Raw genomic sequence first — 25,730 nt, 5'->3', positions numbered from 1 at the left:
CGTCTTACCGGACTGAAACATTATGTAACGCCAGTGTAACGGCATCAGTTGTGGTCTCAGTAGCCGGTTAAAGGGTTTATACCCTCTTCATGGAAGCGTTCTGGCACAGGGAAGTCAGGTTTTAGACGGTGTTTAACAGCTTAACATCTTCAGTAAGTTAGCCAACGCGCCGATCTGTTTTACCGATTGCGCTCCCGCACGTTTCGCGGCAGCGCTAAAAAGACCCTGCATAATAAAACCGGAGATACCATGAATAAGAAGGTTTTCACGCTTACAGCACTGGTTGCCAGCATGATGTTTGGTGCAACCGCTCACGCAGCTGACACCCGTATCGGCGTGACCATTTACAAATATGATGACAACTTCATGTCAATGGTGCGCAAAGATATCGAGAAAGAAGCGAAAACGATCGGTGGCGTACAGCTGCTGATGAATGACTCGCAGAACGACCAGTCCAAACAGAACGATCAGGTGGACGTGCTGATGGCAAAAGGCGTGAAAGCGCTGGCGATTAACCTGGTAGACCCGGCTGCTGCTGCAGTCGTGGTAGACAAAGCGCGTGCTAATGATGTGCCGGTTGTCTTCTTCAACAAAGAACCGAACGCTAAAGTTCTGGCCGGTTATGACAAAGCTTACTATGTCGGCACCGACTCCAAAGAGTCCGGAATCATCCAGGGTCAGCTGATCGAGAAGCACTGGAAAGCGACCCCAGCCTGGGATCTGAACAAAGATGGCACCATTCAGTTCGTCCTGCTGAAAGGCGAGCCAGGCCACCCAGATGCTGAAGCCCGTACTAAATATGTTATCGACACCCTGAACAAAGATGGTCTGAAGACGCAGCAGTTAGCGATGGATACGGCGATGTGGGATACCGCTCAGGCCAAAGATAAGATGGATGCGTGGCTGTCAGGCCCGAACGCGAAGAAAATTGAAGTTGTGATTGCCAACAACGATGCGATGGCGATGGGGGCCGTTGAAGCGCTGAAAGCGCACAACATGACTTCTATCCCGGTCTTCGGCGTCGATGCCCTGCCAGAAGCGATGGCACTGGTGAAATCTGGTGCACTGGCCGGTACTGTGCTGAACGATGCGGAAAACCAGGCGAAAGCGACGCTGGATATTGCCAACAACCTGGCGAATGGCAAAGCGGCAACCGACGGAACGAACTTTAAGATGGTCGATAAGATCGTCCGCGTTCCTTACGTGCCGGTTGATAAAGAAAATCTGTCTCAGTTCTCGAAATAAGATCGATTACGGGCGCGACTGCTGTCGCGCCTTTTTTATGTCACCACCGTTTTTTAGCCAGGTAAAATATGGCCAGTGATAACACGACCGCGCAGCGAGAATATTTGCTGGAAATGACGAATGTTTCAAAATCATTTCCCGGCGTTAAAGCGTTAGATAATGTGAATCTGAAAGTGCGGCCTCACTCTGTTCATGCATTAATGGGCGAGAACGGTGCCGGGAAATCCACCTTATTAAAATGCCTGTTTGGTATTTATAAAAAAGATACCGGCAGTATCCTGTTTCAGGGTAAAGAGATCGACTATAAAAGCTCTAAAGAGGCGCTGGAAAATGGCGTGTCGATGGTGCATCAGGAATTAAACCTGGTTCTGCAGCGTACCGTGATGGACAACATGTGGCTGGGGCGTTATCCGCGCAAAGGCTTCTTTGTCGATCAGGATAAGATGTACCAGGACACTAAGGCGATTTTTGACGAGCTGGATATCGATATCGATCCGCGCGACAAAGTTGCCAATCTTTCTGTGTCACAGATGCAGATGATTGAAATTGCTAAAGCGTTCTCCTACGACGCGAAAATTGTGATTATGGATGAGCCGACTTCCTCGTTAACCGAGAAAGAGGTGAATCACCTGTTCACGATTATTCGTAAGCTGAAAGATCGCGGCTGTGGCATTGTTTATATTTCGCACAAGATGGAAGAGATTTTCCAGCTGTGTGATGAGATCACGATTCTGCGTGATGGTCAGTGGATCACCTCTCAGCCGCTGGAAGGGCTGGATATGGATAAGATCATCGCCATGATGGTCGGCCGTTCACTGAACCAGCGTTTCCCTGACCGTACCAACGTGCCAGGCGAGACGATTCTTGAGGTGCGTAATCTGACGTCACTGCGTCAGCCATCTATTCGCGACATCTCATTTGATCTGCGTAAAGGGGAGATACTCGGCATTGCCGGGCTGGTGGGGGCGAAACGTACCGATATCGTCGAAACGCTGTTTGGCATTCGCGAAAAATCGGGCGGCACCATTAAACTGCATGGCAAACCGATTAACAATCACAGCGCCAATGAAGCCATTAACCACGGTTTTGCGCTGGTGACTGAAGAACGTCGTTCGACCGGTATTTATGCTTACCTGGATATTGGTTTTAACTCGCTTATTTCCAATATTAAAAAATATAAAAACAGTATGGGACTGCTGGATAATAAACGCATGAAGAGTGATACCCAATGGGTTATCGATTCAATGCGCGTTAAAACCCCAGGGCATCATACACAAATTGGTTCGCTTTCGGGCGGTAACCAGCAAAAAGTGATTATTGGCCGCTGGTTATTGACCCAGCCTGAAATCCTGATGCTTGATGAACCAACACGCGGTATTGATGTTGGTGCGAAATTCGAAATTTACCAGCTGATTGCTGAGCTGGCGAAAAGAGAAAAGGGCATCATTATTATCTCATCCGAAATGCCGGAGCTGTTAGGCATTACCGATCGTATTCTGGTAATGAGTAATGGTCTGGTAGCAGGCATAGTTGATACCAAAACGACCACGCAGAACGAAATATTGCGTTTAGCGTCATTACACCTTTAATGAAGCAAGGGCTGTTAACATGAAAGCGACTACAAAAAAGAATGCGCTAACCTGGTTAAAAGAGGGCGGCATTTATGTCGTTCTGCTGGTATTGCTGGCTATTATTATTTTCCAGGATCCGACATTTTTAAGTTTGATGAACCTGAGTAATATTCTGACCCAATCTTCGGTGCGCATTATTATTGCACTGGGTGTGGCGGGTCTGATTGTGACCCAGGGTACTGACCTGTCAGCCGGGCGTCAGGTTGGTCTGGCGGCGGTTGTGGCAGCGACGCTATTGCAGGCGATGGATAACGCGAACAAAGTCTTCCCGACGCTGGATACGGTGCCAATTCCGCTGGTTATCCTGACCGTTTGCATCATCGGCGGCGTAATTGGTCTGGTGAATGGTGTGATTATTGCTTATCTGAAGGTAACGCCATTTATCACCACGCTGGGCACTATGATTATCGTTTACGGTATCAACTCACTCTATTACGACTACGTGGGTGCTTCACCGATTGCTGGTTTTGACGCAGGGTTCTCGAAATTTACTCAGGGTTTCTTACGCTTTGGTGATTTTAAACTCTCGTTCATCACGTTCTATGCCGTCATTGCCATTATTTTCGTCTGGATTCTGTGGAACAAAACCCGCTTCGGTAAAAACATTTTTGCTATCGGCGGTAACCCGGAAGCGGCGAAAGTATCAGGCGTGAACGTGCCGTTGAACCTGATCATGATTTATGCCCTGTCGGGTGTGTTCTACGCCTTTGGCGGGATGCTGGAGGCGGGTCGTATCGGTTCTGCCACCAACAACCTTGGCTTTATGTATGAGCTGGATGCGATTGCGGCCTGTGTGGTCGGCGGCGTTTCCTTCGCCGGTGGTGTGGGTAGTGTGGCGGGTGTTGTCACCGGTGTGCTGATCTTCACCGTTATCAACTATGGTCTGACCTATATCGGCGTGAATCCTTACTGGCAGTACATCATTAAGGGCGGCATCATCATCTTCGCGGTGGCGCTGGATTCACTGAAATATTCTCGTAAGAAGTAAGTTTTATTCAACGCTAAGGAAGCGACCTTCGGGTCGCTTTTTTTATGGGGGTAATGCTGGGGTCGTCGCTTTAAGACGGAGTATGCGAAGGGAACACGGTCAGATCGGAAAGACGCTATCATCGATACTCTCGACCTGCTTAGTTTATAGGAAAGTGCTGGGGGCATTGCTGTTAGACAAAGTATGCGCAGGGAACAGGGTCAGATCGGAAAGACGCAAAAGCCGTCATCCATGACACGCTCGGCCCGCGCCGTCCTGGCGCGGGACGCTTTCCTCTTCTGACCCTGTTCCCTGCGCTTCAGGCTTATTTATTGCTGTTAGATTCGCCTAAGCCTCAGGGAATTCAAACAGACGACTCACCCACTTAAAACGATGGGAGCATACGCCTGTAGCAAAGCATCGCGGGCCATGGACAAAAACGCCGGGAGCGTTTTTGAACAACGCGAAGCGTTGGCACGTTTACGGGCGCACCTCAGGGATGAGGTGCGTACTAAAAACGCCGGGAGCGTTTTTGAACAACGCGAAGCATTGGCACGTTTACGGGCGCACCTCAGGGATGAGGTGCGTACTAAAAACGCCGGGAGCGTTTTTGAACAACGCGAAGCGTTGGCTCGTTTACGGGCGCACCTCAGGGATGAGGTGCGTAATCGCCCGCGCTGAGCCTGCCAGGGATGGCGTCTTTTGCGTCTTTGCGAAAGGCGTATGCTCCCTGAGACTTGTACCTTGCTGCCAGACTGCAGCTCAGCGCATATAACAGAGTTTCATTAAACCGCTGAACGTCAGCTATTTCCGCAGCTTCTGTTCCAGCTCCAGCAGCTGTTCCGGCGTCACAGCAGGATAACTCTGCGCATCATCCGGAACGGTTCGCACGGCGGGAATCGGCACCAGCGGGCCTAAGAAACGGGGTTCACGCTTAAGCAGGAAGAGATCCACCAGCGCACCCAGGCGGGCACCGACCTCACGGAAGCGCACGCTCAGCATGTTTTTCGGTGAGGGCACCGCATAACACTGCGCCTGAATGCCCAGCTGTAAGGCGATGAACAGCGCGCGCTCACAATGGAAGCGTTGCGTGATAATAATGAAATCGTTGGTATCGAACACTTTGCGGGTGCGAACAATCGAATCCAGCGTCCGGAATCCGGCATAATCGAGCACGATATCCGCCGGATCGACACCGGCTTTAATGAGATCGCGGCGCATCGTCATCGGCTCGTTATAGCTTTGCAGCGCGTTGTCACCGCTCAGCAGCAGATAATTCACCTTGCCGCTGTTATAGGCATTAAGTGCGCCCTGCATACGATAGAGGTAATACTGATTGATCACGCCGGTACGATAATATTTCGCCGTGCCCAGAACCACACCCACCTGACGATGCGGCAATGAAGCGACATTTTCGTAGATAAAAGGCGCAGTTTTCCAGCTGATCCAGCGATCAAGGCCGAGCGCCGTTGCCACCATCAGTAAGATGATGAAAAGCAGACCAATGAAAACGCGTTTCAGCATGCGCCTGGAGACTCGATGTCAGAATGTTGAGATGGGACAAGGCTACTTGAGCAGCCGCAGCGAAGCAAGTTACTGCCGGCTGGCTGTGCGCTTTTTGAACACTGCCGGACCACATCAGGTCCGGCAGGCTGAGGATTAAATCGAGGTACGGCGATAGTGACGATACTGCGGCAGCCAGAAGTTGTTGGCGATAGCCTGTGACAACACATCTTCTGAGGTCACCACGGCGACACCCGCCAGCTGAGCGGCTTTACCCACTTCCATCGCAATGATTTTCGACACGCCCTGAATATCTCTAATCTCAGGCAGTACCGGGCCTTCGCCTTCATTCACCAGCGGAGAGCAGTCGGCGAGCGCGCGGCTGGCGGTCATCAGCATCGTATCGGTAACGCGGCTGGCACCTGCGGCAATCACACCCAGACCAATGCCTGGGAAGATGTAGGAGTTGTTGCACTGCGCAATCGGGTAGGTTTTACCGTTCCAGCTCACCGGCGAGAATGGGCTGCCGGTTGCGACCAGCGCAGCACCATCAGTCCAGGCGATAATATCGGCTGGCGTCGCTTCCACGCGTGATGTCGGGTTCGACAGCGGCATTACAATAGGGCGCTTACAGTGCTTATGCATCTCGCGGATGATCTCTTCGGTGAACAGGCCTGGCTGGCCGGAAACACCAATCAGAATATCGGGCTGAGCATTACGCACCACATCCAGCAGCGAGATTGCATCATTGGTGACATCCCAGTGCTGCAGTCTTTCGCTCTTCTGCACCAGCTTGCTCTGAAAATCGAGCAGATTAGGCAGTTTGTCCGTCAGCAGACCAAAGCGATCCACCATCATCACCCGGCCACGTGCTTCTTCGTCGCTCAGGCCTTCTGATTTCATCTGCGCGATGATCTGTTCAGCGATACCACAGCCTGCAGAACCGGCACCCAGGAACACCACTTTCTGCTCGCACAGGCGGCTACCGGCTGCACGACTGGCGGCAATCAGCGTACCGACGGTTACGGCGGCGGTGCCCTGAATATCATCGTTAAAGCAGCAGACTTCATCGCGATAGCGGTTCAGCAGCGGCATGGCGTTCTTCTGGGCGAAATCTTCAAACTGCAACAGTACTTTCGGCCAGCGGCGCTTAACAGCCTGAATAAATTCGTTCACGAACGCGTCGTACTCTTCACCAGTAATGCGCGGATGACGCCAGCCCATATAGAGCGGATCGTTCAGCAACTGCTGGTTGTTGGTGCCAACATCCAGCACCACTGGCAGGGTGTAAGCGGGGCTGATGCCGCCACAGGCGGTATAGAGTGACAGCTTACCAATCGGAATACCCATCCCACCGATGCCCTGATCGCCCAGGCCCAGGATGCGCTCGCCATCGGTCACTACAATCACCTTCACATTCTGCTTGGTGGCGTTTTGCAGCATATCTTCGATGCGGTCGCGGTTAGGGTAGGAGATGAACACGCCACGCGCACGACGGTAGATTTCAGAGAAGTGTTCGCAGGCTGCGCCCACGGTCGGGGTGTAGATAATCGGCATCATCTCTTCGAGATGGTTGTCCAGCAGGCGGTAGAAGAGTGTTTCGTTGGTGTCCTGGATGTTACGCAGGTAGACATGCTTATCGTTATTGTTTTTGAAGTCCTGGAACTGACGCCAGGCACGCTGCGCCTGCTCTTCAATTGATTCCACCGCTTCTGGCAGCAGACCGTTGAGGTTGAATTCGTTACGTTCTTCGATGCTAAAGGCGCTGCCTTTGTTCAGAAGGGGAAATTCCAGCAAAATCGGGCCAGCATAAGGGATGTATAGCGGGCGTTTACTTTCGTAGTCGAGTTCCATGCGGTAATGCTCCGGTTGCAGTGTTGTCTGGCGTCACGCCGGAAAGGTAGCGCCAGTTTTCTTACCCGTTATAGCTCAGACTGCAGGTCCGGCAGCGGCAGGGTAACCGCTGCAAAAACAGTCACGACCGTGCTGCTATCCTGCAACCTGAATTATTCAGAGTAATTTGTAATGACGTGAATTCTGGCGCCAGATCCTATGAAATTTCCCGCAGAAGTACAGCGTTTGTTAATAAAAGCTCACAAAACTGTGGCCGCCCTGACAGCGGGTTATGCTTTGTACAGCGTTACCTGTAGCAGCTCACCGCAACCAAATGTCTCAAGCGTCGCCTGCGTGGCGGCGAACTGGCTTAACGTGGCATTTTCCACTTCGGCTAATACCGCTTTTTTTATCTGACGAACATCGCCGCCCTGCATGTTCAGCAGAACCAGTGCCGCCTGAAGCGGCGGGAAGCTCGGGTTAAATGCGGCATTTTCCGCATAGCGTCCGGCGACAATCGCGCCATCCGTGGTCAGCAGCGCAACACCCGCGTGGGACTGGCTATAGGGCGCGTGGCTGGCATTAGCGGCGGCAACCGCAGCCTGCACCAGGTCATCGCCCTCGGCCACATAGCCGTGATCCACCTCGTCCATCAGGAAGGTCGTAATGTCCAGATCGCGCGGACCAAAGGCATCCGGCAGATAATCGGCCAGGGTGCTGATTGCGCGTTGTGGCAGGCTGATGCGAATGTTGGTGCCGCTGTTCAGCTCGTTCATAAACTGTCGGCAGTGACCGCACGGCGTGTAGTTAACGGTGATGGTCTCGAGCTGGCGCTCTCCGCGCAGCCACGCATGGGTAATGGCGCTCTGCTCGGCGTGAACCGTCTGCTGCATCGGCGTACCGACAAATTCCATGTTAGCGCCAAAGTACCAGTTGCCGCTGACGCCGCGGGCTATCGCCCCAACGTTAAAATGTGACACGGTAGCAACGGCACAGGAGGCCGCGAGGGGCAGCAGCGCCAGCGCCAGCGCATCGGCCTCCATTTGTGTCTGTTGTTGCAGTGAGGTGACCTGGTCGGCACTGAGTACCGCATGAAAGTCAGGATCGTTCAACAGGGGAGCAAGTGCAGTTTGCAGCGTTGACGGCAATGCCTCAAAAGCAGAGAGGAAACGGGAATGCATGTGAGCCTCATTAAATTCAGCAGGCGATGTGCCAGTCACCGGTTTATATGTGATCCACATCGCTCTGACAATGTAACCTGTGTTGCATGTTTCAACTTTGCGAGATCTCTCGCAAACTTTCAGCTAAACCAGTGCATCAGCAGCGGAAAAATAAACGGTGCCAGCAGAGAGGTGATGATGCCGCAGATCACCAGCGCCAGTGAGCTGAATGCGCCTTCCTGATAGTCAAGTTCCGCGGCACGCGCCGTGCCTAGCGCATGCGACGCATTGCCAATTGCCAGTCCGCGCGCTGCTTTCGATTTCACGCCCAGCAGGTTCAGCACCGTGTGTCCGAATACCGCACCCAGTACACCGGCAATCAGCACGCAGATGGCGCTGATGGCGGGAATGCCGTGCAGCGAACCGGAGACGGCCATCGCGATGGGCGTTGTCACGGATTTAGGCACGATGGTGGCGGCAATGTCGGGTGTGGCACCCATCCACAGGGCAATGGCGGTGCCTGAGATCATGGCGGTCAGGCTGCCGATAAAGCAGACACCAATAATCGATTTCCAGCGGGCACGAATCTGATGCATCTGCTCATACAGCGGCAGTGCCAGCGCGACCACAGCCGGTTGCAGCAGCTGATTAAGAATCTGGCTGCCTGCGAAATAGCGCGAGTAAGGAAGCTGCAACAGCAGCAGTATCGGGATAATTATCCCCATGGAGACCAGCAGTGGATTAAGCAACGAGATTTTCAGTCGTAACGCCAGCTTACGCGCCAGAAAAAAAGCCGCCAGCGTCAGGGGCAGTGACCACCACATTTCACTCATCGGCTGACTCTCCGGCCGGACGGCGGCTGTGAAGCTGATGGGCGCTGACGCCGACAACAGAGAGCACCAGGAAGGTACTGACGACACAGGAGACAACAATCGGGCCAAACTGTGCGGTCAGAATATCGGTGTAGCTCATCACCCCGACGCTGATCGGCACAAACAGCAGCGCCATATAGCGAATCAGCAGATGGCAGCCCGGTTTCACCCAACTGACCGGCAGGATCTGCGATGCCAGCAGGGCGAACAGAATTAGCATCCCAATAATGCTGCCGGGCAGTTTAATGGGCAGCAGCGAGGCGATGCCGATTCCGGCATACAGGCAGAGATAAATGATGATAAAGGCGCGCAGATAGCGCCCGCAGACAGACAGCACGGTGAGCATGGCAGGCTCCTGTTTTTACTGAGCTTCATCATACGCATTAACCGCTTAGCGTGCTAGCGATCACATTTATGCCGCGGAGTAGCAGCAACGGGCAAAGGGATTCAGCAGAAGGAAGCGGGGCTGTAGCAGTGAGAATGTGAAGGGGGAAAATAACCCTTCGCGCCAGTGATACGGCGCGAAGGGTTCAGAATGGCACTGCGCTTAATCTGTTAAGCATCGACAGGCGATTACTTAACCGGCATACCCGGCACAGCACCGCTGTCGACGGAGAGGACAAACAGATCTTTGCCGCCCGGACCCGCTGACAGCACCATGCCTTCAGAGATACCGAAGCGCATCTTACGTGGTGCGAGGTTGGCGACGATGATGGTCATTTTACCGACCAGCACTGACGGATCAGGATAAGCGGCACGGATGCCGGAGAAGATCTGACGCTTTTCCCCGCCCAGGTCAAGTTGCAGACGCAGCAGCTTGTCCGAACCTTCCACCAGTTCCGCCTGCTCAATCAGCGCGACGCGCATATCGACTTTAGCGAAATCATCAATGGTGATGGTTTCACCGATCGGCGCATCGGCCAGCGGACCCGTGGCGGCCGGTGCACTGGCCGCAGCGGCATCCTCTTTCGAGGCCGCAATCAGTCCCTCAACCTTCGCCATCTCAATGCGGCTGTAGAGCGCTTTGAACGGCGCAACCTGATGATCCAGCAGCGGCTGCGCAATCGCATCCCAGCTCAGCTCGCACTTCAGGAAATCTTCGGCGCGTGCGCTCAGGGAAGGCAGCACCGGCTTCAGCCAGGTCATCAGAATGCGGAACAGGTTAATGCCCATTGAGCAGATCGCCTGCAGGTCGGCATCGCGGCCTTCCTGCTTCGCCACCACCCACGGAGCCTGCTCATCGACATAACGGTTCGCCAGGTCAGCCAGCGCCATGATTTCACGAATCGCACGGCTGAATTCACGGCTGGCCCAGGCGTCACCAATCTTCTCTGAGGCATCCACGAAGGTCTGATAGAGCGCCGGATCGGCCAGCTCAGCCGCCAGTTTGCCGTCAAAGCGTTTAGTGATGAAGCCCGCGTTACGTGACGCCAGGTTAACCACTTTGTTCACGATATCAGCATTCACGCGCTGGACGAAATCTTCCAGATTCAGGTCGATATCGTCGATGCGTGAAGAGAGTTTTGCCGCGTAGTAGTAACGCAGGCTATCGGCATCCAGATGCTGCAGCCAGGTGCTGGCCTTAATAAAGGTGCCGCGCGACTTCGACATCTTGGCACCGTTGACGGTGACATAGCCGTGTACAAACAGGTTGTTTGGCTTGCGGAAGTTGCTGCCTTCCAGCATCGCGGGCCAGAACAGGCTGTGGAAGTAGACGATATCTTTACCGATGAAGTGATACAGCTCGGTCGTCGAGTCTTTACGCCAGAATTCGTCGAAGTCGATGTCGCCGCGCTTGTCACACAGGTTCTTGAACGAGCCCATGTAGCCGATAGGCGCATCCAGCCAGACATAGAAATATTTGCCTGGCGCATCCGGGATTTCAAAGCCGAAATAAGGCGCATCGCGGGAGATATCCCACTGCTGCAGACCCGATTCAAACCACTCCTGCATTTTGTTCGCCACCTGATCCTGCAGCGCACCGGAGCGGGTCCAGGCCTGCAGCATGGCGCTGAAAGACGGCAGATCAAAGAAGAAGTGCTCGGAGTCGCGCAGGACTGGCGTCGCCCCGGACACCACAGATTTCGGGTCGATCAGCTCGGTCGGGCTGTAGGTCGCGCTGCAGACTTCACAGTTGTCGCCGTACTGATCAGGTGACTTACATTTCGGGCAGGTGCCTTTCACAAAACGGTCCGGCAGAAACATCCCTTTTTCCGGATCGTAAAGCTGCGAGATGGTGCGGTTCTTAATAAAACCGTTCTCTTTCAGACGGCCGTAAATCAGCGCAGACAGCTCACGGTTTTCGTCGCAGTGAGTCGAATGATAGTTGTCATAGCTGACACTGAAACCGGCAAAGTCGGCTTCATGCTCGCTTTTCATCTCTGCAATCATCTGCTCCGGTGCAATGCCTGACTGCTGAGCTTTCAGCATGATCGGTGTGCCGTGCGCATCGTCGGCGCAGATGAAGTAAACCTGATTGCCACGCATTCGCTGATAACGCACCCAAATGTCTGCCTGGATATGCTCGAGCATGTGGCCGAGATGGATTGATCCGTTCGCGTAAGGCAGTGCGCACGTTACCAGAATTTTTTTAGCGACTTGAGTCATAGTTTGCGTAGCTTTCTGTTGATTGAAAAAACGGGCTTAGATGGTAACTGAAGGCTTCTCCTGCGTAAACACAAGGGATTCACCCCTGCCAGTCGCCGCAGATCCACGAGCATCTGATATCATTGACCATACATTGCTGAAACACAGCGTAAGCACAGCAGAAATAAGGAGCAGGGGATGACAGTACAATCCCGGGAACCGCATACGCCAGAGGGCCTTCGCGCTATCGTGGCCGGCGTATTGAGAAGCTTTGAGCATCCGACTCTTAAGCAGAATCTCACCGCCCTGAAGGCGTTGCATCATGTGGCGCAGCTGGATGGAACGCTGCATGTGGAACTGCTGATGCCGTTTGCCTGGGCCAGCGGGTTCGACGACCTCAAAGAGCAGGTCAGCGCTGACCTGCTGCGTCAGACCGGCGCGAGTGCCATCGACTGGCGGCTCAGCCACGATATTGCCACCCTGAAGCGGGTGAAAAACCAGCCGGGTGTGAACGGCGTAAAAAACATTATTGCGGTCAGTTCCGGCAAAGGCGGCGTAGGAAAATCCAGCACCGCCGTAAACATGGCGCTTGCGCTGGCAGCCGAAGGTGCGCGTGTCGGCATTCTTGATGCCGATATCTATGGCCCGTCAGTGCCGAACATGCTCGGCACCCAGGATCAACGCCCGACATCGCCGGATGGCACCCATATGGCACCCATTATGGCGCACGGTCTGGCCACCAACTCCATCGGCTATCTGGTAACCGACGACAATGCGATGGTGTGGCGCGGGCCGATGGCCAGCAAAGCACTGATGCAACTGCTCAACGAAACGTTGTGGCCGGAGCTGGATTATCTGGTGCTGGATATGCCGCCCGGCACCGGTGACATTCAGCTGACGCTGGCGCAGAACGTGCCGGTAACCGGCGCACTGGTGGTGACCACACCGCAGGACATCGCCCTGATTGATGCCCGCAAAGGCCTGGTGATGTTTGAAAAGGTCAATGTGCCAGTGCTGGGCGTGGTGGAAAACATGAGCCTGCATATCTGCAGTCAGTGTGGTTACCACGAACCCATTTTCGGCACCGGCGGCGCGCAGAAACTGGTGGAGGATTACCAGACGCAGCTGCTGGCCCAGCTGCCGCTGCACATTGACCTGCGCGAAGATCTTGATGAAGGTGAACCGACGGTCATTCGCCGTCCCGACAGCGAGTTTACCGCGCTCTATCGCCAGCTGGCCGGACGCGTAGCGGCTCAGCTTTACTGGCAGGGCGACGTCATCCCTGGCGAGATCGCCTTCCGCGCGCTTTAAGCCCGACCCGACCCGCTGGCATAGTGTGAGGCCAGCGGGTAGTGCATCAACACGTAACCGCCGTGCTCGCCTTCACCCTGTGAAATCATTTTCCAGCCATGCTTCAGGTAAAACGCCTGTGCCGCTTTGTTCTTTTGCAGGCACTTCAGCGCGCCGGTTGACGTAAAACGTGCTTCAACGGCTTCCAGTAACGCGCTGCCCACGCCGCGTCCCTGCCACTCAGGATCGACATAAAGGCTGTGCAGGAAGTTGTCGTTCTCCAGTAGCCCGGCAAATCCGACGCGCTGTCCTTCAGCTTCGGCGACCAGCACGGTTTCGCCCAGAATCACGCCATCAAAATCTTCCAGCTGCCACTCGCTGCCGTCAAGCCAGCGCCAGTTGTGTCGTCGCGCCGCCAGAAACAGCGTGCGCAGGAAAGGACGATCGGCTTCCGTAAACGGACGAATTTCCACAGGTCAGCTCCCTTATAATCCGGTCTTACAAAACTAGCAGTGATTCGCGAAGACGGGCGAAAAGATAAAGCGGGTTAAATGTCACAAAAATCGCTGTACACTGCCTGCCGGGCCAGAGAGCATCAGGCTCTCAGCGTTTGATAGCTTTCGTTTATCAGATTGATAACGACCGCGTATTAGATGTTGGCCCGAAAATTATGTAACCTGCATCACATATTTTAACGGAGGCCACAGATGTCTATTATCAATACCAAAATCAAGCCGTTCAAAAACGCAGCATTCAAAAACGGCGAATTCATCGACGTAACCGAGAAAGACGTTGAAGGTAAATGGAGTGTGTTCTTCTTCTATCCAGCTGACTTCACCTTCGTCTGCCCGACCGAACTGGGCGACGTGGCTGACCATTACGAAGAATTCCAGAAACTGGGCGTAGATATCTACTCCGTTTCTACCGACACCCACTTTACCCACAAAGCCTGGCACGGTTCTTCAGACACCATCGCGAAAATTCAGTACGCGATGATCGGTGACCCGACTGGCGCGCTGACCCGTAACTTTGAAATCATGCGTGAAGACGAAGGTCTGGCTGACCGTGGTACGTTCATCGTTGACCCGGAAGGCGTTATCCAGGCCATCGAAATCACTGCTGAAGGCATTGGCCGTGACGCCTCTGACCTGCTGCGTAAAGTGAAAGCGGCTCAGTACGTGGCTTCTCACCCAGGTGAAGTGTGCCCGGCTAAATGGAAAGAAGGTGATGCAACACTGGCTCCGTCTCTGGACCTGGTTGGCAAAATCTAATTCCGCTTCGCCCTTTCGACCATTCTCCAATCGGGTGCTGCGGCACCCGATTTTTTGACCAGGATATCACTATGCTCGACACAAATTTGAAGACACAGCTCAAGGCTTACCTTGAGAAATTAACCAAACCTGTTGAGTTGATCGCCACCCTGGATGAGGGTGCAAAATCAACCGAGATCCGTGAACTGTTGGTTGATATCGCCGGCCTGTCTGACAAAGTCAGCTTCCGCGAAGAGAACGATCGTCAGGTGCGTAAGCCCTCATTTCTGATCACAAACCCAGGTTCGAACAGCGGCCCGCGTTTTGCCGGTTCTCCACTGGGTCACGAATTTACCTCACTGGTGCTGGCACTGTTACAGACCGGTGGGCATCCGTCGAAAGAAGCACAGAGCCTGCTGGATCAGATCGCGGCGCTGGACAGTGACTTCCATTTCGAAACGTACTATTCACTCTCATGCCATAACTGCCCTGACGTGGTTCAGGCGCTGAACCTGATGGCGGTGATTAACCCGCGCATCAGCCACACCGCTATCGACGGTGGCCTGTTCCAGAATGAGATTCAGGAACGCAATGTGATGGGCGTGCCAGCGGTTTACCTCAATGGTAAAGAGTTTGGTCAGGGCCGCATGAGCCTGGCGGAAATCGTCAGCAAAGTAGACACCAACGCCGATAAACGTGCGGCGGAAGAGCTGAACAAGCGTGATGCCTACGAAATCCTGATTATCGGCAGCGGCCCGGCGGGCGCAGCGGCAGCGGTTTACTCAGCACGTAAAGGTATCCGTACCGGTCTGCTGGGCGAGCGTTTTGGCGGCCAGGTGCTGGATACGGTGGATATCGAAAACTATATCTCCGTGCCGAAAACCGAAGGGGCAAAACTGGCAGGTGCACTGCGCGCACACGTTGATGATTACAATGTGGACGTCATCGAAAGCCAGAGCGCCATCAGACTGATTCCGGCTGCGAAAGAGGGCGGACTGCACGCCATCGAAACCGCCTCCGGTGCAGTATTAAAATCACGTAGTATCATTCTGGCGACCGGCGCACGCTGGCGCAACATGGGCGTCCCGGGCGAAGAAGAGTATCGCACCAAAGGCGTGACCTATTGCCCGCACTGCGATGGCCCGCTGTTCAAAGGCAAGCGCACGGCAGTGATCGGCGGCGGTAACTCCGGTGTTGAAGCGGCTATTGACCTGGCGGGTATCGTTGAACACGTTACGCTGCTGGAGTTTGCCGGTGAGATGCGTGCCGACCAGGTGCTGCAGGATAAACTGCGCAGCCTGAAGAACGTTGATGTGATCCTGAACGCGCAGACCACCGAAGTGAAAGGCGACGGCACCAAAGTGACCGGCCTGCACTATATCGACCGTACGACGCAGACCACCCACGAACTGCCGCTCTCCGGTATCTTCGTTCAGATTGGTCTGCTGCCGAACACCCCATGGCTGGAAGGCGCGGTTGAGCGCAACAAAATGGGTGAGATCATTATCGATGGTAAATGCGAAACCAGCCTGAAAGGCGTGTTCGCAGCGGGTGACTGCACCACCGTGCCGTACAAGCAGATCATCATCGCCAGCGGCGAAGGTGCCAAAGCCTCACTGAGCGCGTTTGACTATCTGATCCGTACTAAGTCTGCTGAATAACGTTTCGTCAGCCAGACAGTAGCCCTTCAGCATCCGTGCTGAGGGGCTTTTTTATTAGTATCCCGCCAGCGTCATCAGCATCATCCATACTGGCGTCGTGACCGCCGCAAACACTGTTGAAAACAGCATACTCGCCGCCGCCGGGCCAGGAATGACATTGAACTTCTGCGACATCAGATAGACGTTAACTCCGACTGCCATTGAGCCCAGCAATACCACCACTTTACTCTCCAGCGGCGGCAAGCCGGTAAGCCAGGCGATAGCCCATACCGTCATTGGCTGCAGTACCAGCTTCAGCAGGCAGATGGTATAGCTCTCTTTCAATCCGTCCCGCACCCGATAGTGCGCCAGGCTCATGCCCAGCGTGACCAGCGACAGGGGCGCGGCCAGTGAAGCCAGCATCTTTAACGGTTCCGCGGCAAGCATCGGCAAAGGACGTTGCAGAAAACTCCAGGCCGTTCCGCTGAGAATGCCGATGATGAGTGGATTCCTGACCACCCCAATCAGGGTACGCCAGACGCCTTCCAGCGAGAAGCTGCCCTGTTTCGCCCACTCGACCGAAACGGTGAGTAAGGTCCAGAGGATCAGGCTGTTAAACACCAGCACCAGCGCTACCGGGGGCAGGGCTTCTGGCCCGAGCAACACCGTGGCGACCGGAATCCCCAGCATCACGTTATTAGAAAAGATGCCGCCCAGCGCAAAGACCGAAGCCGCCACGCCATCCAGATTAAACAGCCTTGTTGCCAGCAACCGACCCACGATAAACACCAGCAGGCAACTGCCGAAGAAGGCCAGCAGCAGACGTGCATCCACCGGCGGGCTTTGCGAGAAGGTGCTCATCACCCGAAACAGCATGCAGGGCAGCGCAACGTTAAACACAAAGCGGTTCATCCCTTCACTGATGCTGGCGGGCCATTTTCCCAGGCGCGTCAGGCAGTATCCCAGCAGAATCAGGATAAACAGCGGAGCTGACAGATAAATTTGATGGCTAAGGCTTTCAAACAGCAGTGGCATAGAGAAAGTCTGGTCAGACGATGATTAGTGATCAGACTAACAAATTGCTAACTAACTGTTAACTATAACGGTGTCCGGATTGAGCGCAGCAGGGACGCTAGCCTAACCAGCGGCGTGCCTGCTGGTCACTGATATCGCGATAATAGACGCGATGAATGATTTCGCCGCAGCCCGCACAGTGTGCGGAAATACAGGTGGAAAGATAAGATCTGCCATTTGGCGCGATAGCACCCCAACGTTCAATAATAATATCCTGCCATCGATGGCGGTGAGGAATAAGCGCTAAAAATCGCATCATACATCCTGAATAGTATGAAGTTCTGCTTCCGGAGCTTTTAACTCCATGAAAGAAAATGTTTTTTACGATGATGCTGCGAGCAGGCTAATTATTATGGGGCGACCAGAGTCACTACAGGAAATATTACCCGTCAGGGTAATAAACAGGGCTACCTATAAAGAGGTATCCCGTTAACCCGCAGCATTAAGCCTTTTTTTGTAATGCTGAGAGTTGATCGGGATCATGTGAACTGTTTCAGTTCCGATTATTTTCCAGGCTTGCTTTAACGGTATTGCTTGCCTATGCTGCAAGCCGTAACACGACTCGGGGTGCCCTTCTTTGTGAAGGCTGAGAAATACCCGTATTACCTGATCTGGATAATGCCAGCGTAGGGAAGTCTGATGCCTGACCGCATTCGCCTTCTTGTTCGCCGGTTGGGAGCTACGATGACACATCAACCTCAACACCTTTCTGCCGCGCACTTCGCGCCCATTCTGCACACTTTCCGTCGTCAGTCACCGTTGGTGCACTGCATGACCAATGACGTGGTCCAGAACTTTACTGCCAATGTGTTACTCGCACTCAATGCCTCACCGGCAATGGTGATCGATGCTGGCGAAGCGGCAGAGTTCAGCCGCTTTGCCGATGCGTTGCTGATTAACGTCGGCACCTTAACCCGCGAGCGTCAGCAGGCGATGCAGGCTGCCGTCACCGCCGCCCGGGAGGCGGGCACACCCTGGACGCTCGATCCGGTGGCCGTCGGCGCGTTAACGCTGCGCAGCGACTTTTGTCAGCAGCTGCTCAGCCAGCAACCGGCGGTGATCCGCGGCAATGCGTCAGAGATTCTGGCGCTGGCGCAGCAGGCCAGCGGCGGGCGCGGTGTCGATACGCTGCTTCAGGCGGATGCAGCGCTCGATGCGGCACAGCAACTCGCAAAGACCTGTCACACGCTGGTCATTGTCACCGGCGAAGTGGACTATGCCACTGATGGTCAGCGAGTCATCGCCATAACCGGTGGAAGCCCGTTAATGACGCGCGTGGTCGGAACCGGCTGCGCACTTTCTGGTGTTGTGGCAGGATTCAGTGCTCTGCCAGGCGATAGGCTCATGAATGTGGCGGCGGCCTGTCAGATAATGGCCCTGGCAGGGGGAAAGGCGGCGGCGCAGGCAGCCGGACCGGGCAGCTTTGTCATGGCGTTTATTGATGCACTCTGGACGCTGGAGGTGGAGCATGAAGCGCATTAATGCTCTGACGATTGCCGGTACCGATCCCAGTGGCGGCGCGGGCATTCAGGCCGATCTGAAAACCTTTTCAGCTCTGGGTGCCTACGGTACCAGTGTGATTACCGCACTGGTGGCGCAGAACACGCAGGGCGTGCAGTCGGTTTATGGCATTGCGCCTGACTTTGTTGCCGACCAGCTCGATTCGGTACTGGATGATGTGCGTATCGACAGCGCAAAAATCGGCATGCTGTCTGAAACGGCCATTGTGGAACGGGTTGCAGCCCGGCTGAGGCGCGCTGAGATTCCGTTTGTCGTGCTGGATACGGTAATGGTCGCGAAAAGTGGTGATGCGCTGCTTTCGCCCGATGCCGTGGCCAGCGTACGGGAGCAGTTATTACCGCAGGTGTCGCTGATCACGCCAAATCTGCCGGAAGCGGCAGCGTTGCTGGATTGCGCTATTGCCACCGATGAGGCAGAGATGCGCGAGCAGGGGCGGGCATTGCTGGCACTCGGCTGTCAGGCCGTGCTGATGAAGGGCGGTCATCTGGCGGCGGCAGAGAGTCCGGACTGGCTGATTACTCACTCAGCGGAACAGCGATTCAGTACGCCACGGGTGCATACCCGCCATACCCATGGTACCGGCTGCACGCTGTCGGCCGCCTTAGCCGCGTTGCGTCCGCGTCATGCTGACTGGGCAGAGACAATTGAAGAAGCGAAAAACTGGCTGCAGCAGGCATTGTTACAGGCGGATTCGCTGGAGGTCGGGAAAGGCATCGGACCGGTGCACCATTTTCATCAGTGGTGGTGATGGCGAAGACCCGCATCGACCTTCAATCAGGCGGTGCGGGCAGTTTCAGGTTCAGGGCGCTTCAAACCAGGCGCTGTTACGCTCGGCAATCGGGGTAATAGAGAAGATCATCTCCTGCAGGTGACGACGCATTGCCGCTTCGCCAGCGTCGGCATCATGACGCTTCAAAGCGGCAAAAATCTCTTCATGCTGCTCAATCAGCTTCTCCGGTGGTGAGACTTCACTCAGTGTCAGAAACCGCACCCGGTCCATGGCCGCTTTTATGTTTTCTACCGTCTCCCAGGCCAGCTTGCAGTCAATGCTTTCAGCGATCAGACGATGAAACTCATCGTCTAATGTGAGGAAAGCCTGGCTGTCATGCCGCTCAGCAGCCATGCGCTGCAGCTGCAGATTATGTTCCAGCGCCATCAGTGCGGAATCATCAATCTCCAGCGCGGCACGACGTACTACCGACACCTCCACCGCCTCACGGATAAATCGGCCATCCGCGACACGTTTAGCGGAGATTTTGCGCACGAAGGTGCCGCGCTGCGGCAATACCTGTACCAGTCCGGCTTCAGCCAGCTTAATGAACGCTTCACGCACCGGCTGGCGTGAGACGTTGAAGCGTGCTGAGACCTCTTTTTCAGAGAGCAGCGAACCTGGCTGAATTGCGCAGGTAACAATATCTTTGCGCAGATAACGATAAATCTGCTGATTTACCGGTTCGCTGGTAGTAATGGTATAGGCGATCGACATGCAGCAATATCCATATTACGGCTGGCCGGGGCCAGCGCGATGGGAAAGTGTCAGTCTAATCAGCGCGCTGCGTCTGCGCCAGCGCTTTTAGCCGCGGTTGAGACACTGATGCACTGTCGCTCGTGCACCCTGGGTAGTGAGTTGCTGATACCAGGCCGTCAGCCGGGCGACCACGTCGCCATTCTGCGCCAGATCCTCGCCGAAGACTTCGCGGATGGCGAGCAATGCCCGCACGCGAGCCTCACCCTCTTCGCTGGCGGCAACACACTCTGCGAGCTGCGCTTTCATCGGATCGCGGATGTCGATCGGCTGACCCTGTTCATCGACGCCGCCGACATAGCGCATCCAGCCCGCTACGCCCAGCAGCAGCAGATCGCAGTCACTGCCGCGCTGCAGGTGCCAGCGCAGGCTGTCGAGCATACGCTGTGGCAGTTTCTGTGTGCCGTCAGTGGCAATCTGTCCTGTGCGATGTTTAATGGCGCGGTTTTCATAACGCGCAATCAGTGAATCGGCATAGGCATTAAGATCCACGCCCTGAGTGCGCAAAGTAGGAGCCTGCTCATCGATCATCAGTGAACGGGCAGCGGCACGGAAATGGGGATCGGCCATGCAGTCGCTGATGTACTCATAACCCGCCAGGAAGCCAAGGTACGCCAGGAAAGAGTGGCTGCCATTCAGCATGCGCAGTTTCATCTCTTCGTAGGGCAGGACATCGCTGACCAGTTCTGCGCCCGCGTTTTCCCACGCCGGACGACCATTGACGAAGTTATCTTCAATCACCCACTGGAAGAAGGGTTCCGCTTCAACCGCAACCGGATCGCTGGAACCCAGGCGTGCGCTCAGGGCCGCAAACGCCGCATCCGTCATTGCCGGAACGATGCGATCGACCATGGTTGAGGGGAAGGTAACGTGCTGCTGAATATACTCTGCCAGCGCCGGATCCTGCTGCCGCGCCAGTTGCACAATCACGTTGCGGGTGACGTGACCATTTTCCGGCATGTTGTCACAGGACATCACGCTGAAGGCAGGTAACCCCTGGTCACGGCGGCGGCGGATCGCGGCCAGAATCAGACCTGGCAGCGAGCGCGGCGCATCCGGATGCTGCAAATCATGGACGATATCGGGATGATCGGGATTTAAATTGCCACTGGCGGGCTGATGGCAGTAGCCTTTTTCAGTGACGGTCATGGAGACAATCGCCACTTCAGGTTGACTCATGGCGTTAATCACCGCCTCAATACCGTCACTTTTACCGTGCAGCGCCTGGGTAATAACGCCAATCACCCGGGTATGCAAAGAATCATCGGCCATCTCTGTCAGGGTATAGTGCAGATGCTGCTCACGCAGGGCCTGAATCAGCGCGCCGCTGTTGAGGTTAACTTCGCAATATCCCCAGTCGCTGCCCTGTTCAGCCAGCCTGTCGCTGCAGAGTGCCTGATGAGCGCGATGAAACGCACCAAAACCGATATGCACCATGCGGGTTTTTAACTGGCTGCGGTCGTAAGCGGGGCGCCGGACCTCAGCGGGGAGGCGATCAATCTGTAACATAGTCCGTCCTTATGGCAAACGGGGCGCAAAGCGCCCCAAAATCATCGTTCTGTTAGCGGAACAACACTCAGACCGAAACCGGTTTATCCTCAGGTTTCGGACTGCGAATCACAAACAGCACCAGGAAAGCCCCCAGCGCGGCGATACAACCCGCCAGCACAAAGGCGCTATCGAATTTACCAGTGTGCTGAACAATAAAGCCGGTGACGATCGGCCCGATGATGCCGGAAAGGCTCCCCACCAGATGGATAAAGCCGCTGATGCTGCCGATACGGCTCTTGTGCACCACATCCTGAATAATCGCCCAGTAGATCGCGCCGGTGATGTAGAGAAAGAAAATGGAGACCGACATCATCATCACGGCGGGAACCACCTCTTTTATCGTACCCGCCAGCGCCACACAAATCGCGGCTGCCAGCAGTGAGACCACCAGCACAATTTTGCGGGACAACAACAGTTTGCCGGTGATATTAAAGATTTTATCGGAGATCCAGCCACCCAGTGCCAGGCCAACGAACCCGACAATCCACGGGATCATGGTGGTGATACTCATCGATTTGATATCCAGGCCGTGCGCCTGTACCAGATAGGCCGGGAACCAGCTCAGGAAGAAGAACAGGATGTAGTTGTAGCTGAAGAAGGCGAACGCCGTGACCAGGATAATCGGCTGGCGCAGATAGTAACCAAAGGGATGCGGCGTTTCAGACAGGTCTACCTCATCATTCGGGCTGGTGGCTTTCAGGCGATCGATCAGCTGACGCTCTTTTTCGGTGACAAGTTTGCTCTTCGCCGGATTATCAGCGGCAAAGAAAAGCCAGAACGCCATCCATACCAGACCGATACAGCAGACGATCACAAAGGCCGGACGCCAGCCGTAGGCCAGGGCAAGATAACCAATGATCGGGCCGGCGACTGCGCCACCTAAGGGTGACCCGGCACTCAGTAAGCCCATCGCCGTGGCGGCCTGTTTCTTCGGGAACCAGCCATTAATCGCTTTGTTAGCTGAAGAGCAGATCGGGCCTTCAGCCATACCGAACAGCACTCGCAGGATCAGCAGCGACCAGAAGCCGGTGGCCAGCGCGGTCATGCCGCAGAAAATGGACCAGGCACCCACGGCCACGGCCAGCACGATTTTGGGTCCATAGCGGTCAGTGGCGAGGCCACCGACAAAGTTAAACAGGGCATAGCCGAAGAAGAAGCTGCCGAAGATCATGCCGAACTGCTCAGCATTAATCGCCAGATCTTTCTCAACCAGCGGCACCGTCAGCGACAGGGCAACACGATCAAGGTAATTGATCATATAAACCAGGAACAGCAACAAAACGAGGGTCCAGCGCAGATTCTTGAACATACATACTCCGTGATCTGTTTTATCTTTTTAATTATGCCGGCGGGTACACACCGGCAGAGGAGACCTGGTGTTCAGTAGGCATTAACCCATCTGAAGGATCACTTTGCAGCAGGTGCGCGGATCTTTTTCGAACAGGGTCATCGCGCGTTCAATCTCCTGCAGCGGGAAGTAGTGGGTGACCAGCTTCTCTGGCTGGATTAACCCTTTTTCCATCCATTCAATCACCTGCGGGAAGCGGTTACTGTTAAGACGCGACGTAAACAGCGACAGCTCTTTGCTGGTAAGACTTTGCTGAGTAATGCTGCACGGTTCGCCGGAGAAGCCCAGCAGACCGATGCGCGCGGCGGGTGAGGCGAGAGCAGCCGCCTCTGCCAGAATGGTGGGGTGGCAGGCTGCGTCGATAACCAGCGTAGGCTGCACGCCCTCAAGCTGCGCCGCCAGAGGGATTTCGCTGTTATCGAACAAGTGATCGGCACCGCTCTGCTCAGCCAGCGCCAGACGTTCCGGCAGGCGATCCACTACCATCACCGTTTTCACCTGATAGACGCCCTTCAGCACCTGAATGGCGGTGAGCCCCATCGGACCGGCACCATAAATCAGCGCCACATCATCCGGCTGTGGCTTGAGGAATGCCGTGATATTGGCGGCGATAGTGAAAGGCTCGACCAGGCTGGCGAGTTTATCGGGAATCGCGTCCGGCAGGTGCCAGGCATTTCTGGCCGGGGCCAGCGCATACTCGCTAAAGCCGCCGTCGCGGTGCACGCCAATTACCTGCAGGGTGGTACAGACATTCGGACGGCCTACCGAGCAGGGATAGCAGTGACCGCAGCTTACCACCGGATCGACTGCGACGCGCTGGCCCAGCCGTGCCGCGTCGACACCGTCACCCACCGCATCAATCACGCCAAAAAACTCGTGACCAATCACTCGCGGATATTTCGCGAACGGGTTATGACCGTGCCAGATGTGCACGTCCGATCCGCAGATGCTGGCATAGGCCACTTTAACCCGGACTTCGCCCGCCGCGGGTTGTGGCAGTGGACGTTCAGCTACCACCAGTTCACCCGGCTGTTCAATAACAACACTTTTCATGTGTTTCTCCTTACCAGTTCCACAGCGTGCCATCTTCAAGACGGGCGACCGGCAGATAGGCAGGCTCATAGGGATATTTCGCCGCCAGTTTCTCGTTGAATTCAATGCCCAGGCCCGGCTTGTCGCCAGGATGCATGTAGCCCTGGTCAAAGGTCCAGTTAGCATCAAACAGTTCCATCATCTGTTCGGAGAAGCCCATGTACTCCTGCACGCCGAAGTTCGGCACCCAGAGGTCAAAGTGCAGTGCAGCCGCCATGCAGACAGGGGAGAGATCAGAAGGACCGTGCGAGCCGGTGCGTACCTGATAAAGCGAGGCAAAATCAGCGATGCGCCGCATCCCGGTAATACCGCCTGCGTGAGTGATGGTGGTGCGGATGTAGTCGATCAGCTGCTCTTCAATCAGCTGCTTACAATCCCAGATGCTGTTAAACACTTCACCTACCGCAATCGGCGTGACGGTGTGCTGGCGGATCAGACGGAAGCATTCCTGATTCTCGGCAGGCGTCGGATCTTCCATCCAGAACAGACGATAATCTTCCACGCTCTTGCCGAAGCGCGCCGCTTCAATCGGCGTCAGGCGATGGTGCATGTCATGCAGCAGATGCTCATCGAAACCGAATTTATCGCGGATCGCGGCAAAGAGTTTAGGGGTGAAATCGAGGTATTTTTCCGTTGACCAGAGCTGCTCTTCCGGCCAGTTACCTTTGGTTGCAGGTTCGTAGGCCAGGCCTTTGCCTTTTGCCATGCCGTAGGTGGTTTTCATGCCCGGTACGCCGCACTGCGCGCGGATCGCTTTGAAGCCCAGCTCTTTGTGTTTCGCGTAGTCATCCATCACTTCATCGATGGTGTGGCCGGTGGTGTGGCAATAAACCATTACGCCGGTGCGTGAAGCGCCACCCAGCAGTTGGTAAACCGGCATATTCGCGGCTTTACCTTTGATATCCCACAGCGCCATATCAACCGCAGAGATAGCCGACATGGTAACCGGACCACGACGCCAGTAAGCGCCTTTATAAAAGTATTGCCAGATATCTTCGATCTGATGCGCATCGCGGCCAATCAGCTGTGGGCAGACATGATCTTTCAGGTAGGAGGCGACCGGCAGTTCGCGGCCATTCAGCGTGGCATCACCCACGCCAGTCAGCCCCTGATCGGTGGTGATCTTCACGGTAACAAAGTTTCTGCCTGCGCAGGTTACAAATACTTCCGCCTTAACAATTTTCATCCGGTTTGCCTTTCAGTCAGCGTTCAATGATGAAAAAATACGCGGTTTAATACTACCATACAAGTTTGCCTGGCAGAGTTGTGAAGCCAGTCACAGAGAGTTTTCTGGGGTAAAAAGGGGTGGTGAACAGCAGTATCATTGTCACGCGTTGGCCCGTTTACGGGCGCACCTCAGGGATGAGGTGCGTACTAAAAACGCCGGGAGCGTTTTTGAACAACGCCACGCGTTGGCCCGTTTACGGGCGCACCTCAGGGATGAGGTGCGTACTAAAAACGCCGGGAGCGTTTTTGAACAACGCCACGCGTTGGCCCGTTTACGGGCGCACCTCAGGGATGAGGTGCGTAATCGCGCGGGCCGAGCGGCCATGGAGGGGTTAAGCGACTTTCCAATCTGCCCGTGTTCCCTTCACAGGCTCGGTCTTACAGGTGACTGGGGCAGACTTTGCCAACACTCTCA

At 55.0% G+C, this 25,730-nt stretch carries 22 protein-coding genes and 1 riboswitch; of the genes, 9 read left to right on the top strand and 13 right to left on the bottom strand.

The window, feature by feature from the left end; all coding sequences use genetic code 11:
- Positions 1 to 249 precede the first annotated feature (249 nt).
- The 4 genes from mglB to F3I20_RS00565 all read left to right on the top strand — a co-directional run bounded on the left by mglB (position 250) and on the right by F3I20_RS00565 (position 4,524).
- The gene (gene mglB / locus F3I20_RS00580) at positions 250 to 1,245 is read left to right on the top strand and encodes a galactose/glucose ABC transporter substrate-binding protein MglB (RefSeq protein WP_150010434.1); all 996 of its coding nucleotides are present in this window, start codon (positions 250 to 252) and stop codon (positions 1,243 to 1,245) included.
- 68 nt (positions 1,246 to 1,313) lie between these two features.
- The gene (mglA, locus tag F3I20_RS00575) at positions 1,314 to 2,834 is read left to right on the top strand and encodes a galactose/methyl galactoside ABC transporter ATP-binding protein MglA (RefSeq protein ID WP_013358507.1); all 1,521 of its coding nucleotides are present in this window, start codon (positions 1,314 to 1,316) and stop codon (positions 2,832 to 2,834) included.
- 19 nt (positions 2,835 to 2,853) lie between these two features.
- The gene (mglC, locus tag F3I20_RS00570) at positions 2,854 to 3,864 is read left to right on the top strand and encodes a galactose/methyl galactoside ABC transporter permease MglC (protein WP_150010432.1); all 1,011 of its coding nucleotides are present in this window, start codon (positions 2,854 to 2,856) and stop codon (positions 3,862 to 3,864) included.
- A gap of 408 nt (positions 3,865 to 4,272) precedes the next feature.
- Positions 4,273 to 4,524, top strand: coding sequence for a hypothetical protein (locus F3I20_RS00565; protein WP_150019232.1), 252 nt, complete (start codon positions 4,273 to 4,275; stop codon positions 4,522 to 4,524).
- A 123-nt stretch (positions 4,525 to 4,647) separates the two neighbouring features.
- Here the strand turns inward: F3I20_RS00565 and sanA are convergent, their stop codons facing one another.
- The 6 genes from sanA to metG form a co-directional block, all read right to left on the bottom strand.
- Complete coding sequence (gene sanA / locus F3I20_RS00560) at positions 4,648 to 5,367, bottom strand: outer membrane permeability protein SanA (protein ID WP_150010428.1); 720 nt, start codon at positions 5,365 to 5,367, stop codon at positions 4,648 to 4,650.
- Between the two features lie 135 nt (positions 5,368 to 5,502).
- On the bottom strand, positions 5,503 to 7,200 hold the full coding sequence (locus tag F3I20_RS00555) for an NAD-dependent malic enzyme (protein ID WP_150037000.1): 1,698 nt from the start codon (positions 7,198 to 7,200) through the stop codon (positions 5,503 to 5,505).
- Positions 7,201 to 7,469: 269 nt separating this feature from the next.
- Positions 7,470 to 8,360 carry a cytidine deaminase gene (gene cdd / locus F3I20_RS00550; protein ID WP_150053158.1) on the bottom strand — a complete coding sequence of 297 codons (891 nt, stop codon included), beginning with the start codon at positions 8,358 to 8,360 and terminating at the stop codon, positions 7,470 to 7,472.
- A gap of 119 nt (positions 8,361 to 8,479) precedes the next feature.
- Positions 8,480 to 9,172 (bottom strand): CidB/LrgB family autolysis modulator, encoded by a 693-nt coding sequence (locus tag F3I20_RS00545; protein WP_150010422.1) that lies wholly within the window; start codon positions 9,170 to 9,172, stop codon positions 8,480 to 8,482.
- Positions 9,165 to 9,557 carry a CidA/LrgA family protein gene (locus F3I20_RS00540; protein WP_150010420.1) on the bottom strand — a complete coding sequence of 131 codons (393 nt, stop codon included), beginning with the start codon at positions 9,555 to 9,557 and terminating at the stop codon, positions 9,165 to 9,167. The genes F3I20_RS00545 and F3I20_RS00540 overlap by 8 nt, the downstream gene beginning before the upstream one ends.
- A gap of 227 nt (positions 9,558 to 9,784) precedes the next feature.
- Positions 9,785 to 11,818, bottom strand: a complete 2,034-nt coding sequence (gene metG, locus F3I20_RS00535) for a methionine--tRNA ligase (RefSeq protein WP_150037001.1) — start codon at positions 11,816 to 11,818, stop codon at positions 9,785 to 9,787.
- Positions 11,819 to 11,995: 177 nt separating this feature from the next.
- Between metG and apbC the strand changes: the two genes are divergently transcribed.
- Complete coding sequence (gene apbC, locus F3I20_RS00530) at positions 11,996 to 13,108, top strand: iron-sulfur cluster carrier protein ApbC (RefSeq protein ID WP_150037002.1); 1,113 nt, start codon at positions 11,996 to 11,998, stop codon at positions 13,106 to 13,108.
- Here the strand turns inward: apbC and F3I20_RS00525 are convergent.
- A complete protein-coding gene (locus F3I20_RS00525) occupies positions 13,105 to 13,560 on the bottom strand; it encodes a GNAT family N-acetyltransferase (protein ID WP_150037003.1) in 456 nt (151 codons plus the stop codon). The two genes, apbC and F3I20_RS00525, sit on opposite strands and share 4 nt — an antisense overlap.
- 234 nt (positions 13,561 to 13,794) lie before the next feature.
- Here F3I20_RS00525 and ahpC point away from each other — a divergent pair, with 234 nt between their 5' ends.
- Both ahpC and ahpF read left to right on the top strand, forming a co-directional pair.
- Positions 13,795 to 14,358 (top strand): alkyl hydroperoxide reductase subunit C, encoded by a 564-nt coding sequence (gene ahpC / locus F3I20_RS00520; protein WP_013358496.1) that lies wholly within the window; start codon positions 13,795 to 13,797, stop codon positions 14,356 to 14,358.
- Positions 14,359 to 14,429: 71 nt separating this feature from the next.
- Positions 14,430 to 15,998: an alkyl hydroperoxide reductase subunit F gene (ahpF, locus tag F3I20_RS00515; protein ID WP_150037004.1), complete on the top strand. Its 1,569-nt coding sequence runs from the start codon at positions 14,430 to 14,432 to the stop codon at positions 15,996 to 15,998.
- Positions 15,999 to 16,052: 54 nt separating this feature from the next.
- On the opposite strand, the gene F3I20_RS00510 is transcribed toward ahpF, so the two are convergent.
- On the bottom strand, positions 16,053 to 17,012 hold the full coding sequence (locus tag F3I20_RS00510; protein ID WP_150037005.1) for an AEC family transporter: 960 nt from the start codon (positions 17,010 to 17,012) through the stop codon (positions 16,053 to 16,055).
- A 592-nt stretch (positions 17,013 to 17,604) separates the two neighbouring features.
- Positions 17,605 to 17,701, top strand: a riboswitch (TPP riboswitch).
- 34 nt (positions 17,702 to 17,735) lie between these two features.
- Here F3I20_RS00510 and thiM point away from each other — a divergent pair.
- Positions 17,736 to 18,533, top strand: a complete 798-nt coding sequence (gene thiM, locus F3I20_RS00500; RefSeq protein ID WP_150037006.1) for a hydroxyethylthiazole kinase — start codon at positions 17,736 to 17,738, stop codon at positions 18,531 to 18,533.
- Positions 18,520 to 19,320, top strand: a complete 801-nt coding sequence (gene thiD / locus F3I20_RS00495) for a bifunctional hydroxymethylpyrimidine kinase/phosphomethylpyrimidine kinase (RefSeq protein WP_150037007.1) — start codon at positions 18,520 to 18,522, stop codon at positions 19,318 to 19,320. The genes thiM and thiD overlap by 14 nt, the downstream gene beginning before the upstream one ends.
- Positions 19,321 to 19,371: 51 nt before the next feature.
- Here the strand turns inward: thiD and F3I20_RS00490 are convergent, their stop codons facing one another.
- From F3I20_RS00490 to manD, 5 genes are all read right to left on the bottom strand, one after another.
- Positions 19,372 to 20,058, bottom strand: coding sequence for a GntR family transcriptional regulator (locus F3I20_RS00490; protein ID WP_150010403.1), 687 nt, complete (start codon positions 20,056 to 20,058; stop codon positions 19,372 to 19,374).
- A gap of 87 nt (positions 20,059 to 20,145) precedes the next feature.
- Complete coding sequence (locus tag F3I20_RS00485) at positions 20,146 to 21,606, bottom strand: mannitol dehydrogenase family protein (protein ID WP_150037008.1); 1,461 nt, start codon at positions 21,604 to 21,606, stop codon at positions 20,146 to 20,148.
- 67 nt (positions 21,607 to 21,673) lie between these two features.
- Positions 21,674 to 22,957, bottom strand: a complete 1,284-nt coding sequence (locus F3I20_RS00480) for an MFS transporter (RefSeq protein WP_150037009.1) — start codon at positions 22,955 to 22,957, stop codon at positions 21,674 to 21,676.
- An 81-nt stretch (positions 22,958 to 23,038) separates the two neighbouring features.
- Entirely contained in the window at positions 23,039 to 24,049 is a 1,011-nt protein-coding gene (locus tag F3I20_RS00475; protein ID WP_150010397.1) for a Zn-dependent oxidoreductase, read from the bottom strand.
- 10 nt (positions 24,050 to 24,059) lie between these two features.
- Complete coding sequence (gene manD, locus F3I20_RS00470) at positions 24,060 to 25,274, bottom strand: D-mannonate dehydratase ManD (RefSeq protein WP_150010395.1); 1,215 nt, start codon at positions 25,272 to 25,274, stop codon at positions 24,060 to 24,062.
- Positions 25,275 to 25,730: the final 456 nt, after the last annotated feature.

Source organism: Candidatus Pantoea gossypiicola (assembly GCF_008632075.1).
Taxonomy (GTDB): Bacteria; Pseudomonadota; Gammaproteobacteria; order Enterobacterales; family Enterobacteriaceae; genus Pantoea; species Pantoea gossypiicola.
Note: the sequence above shows the minus strand (reverse complement) of the source record. Positions and strands in the feature narration are given on the sequence as shown.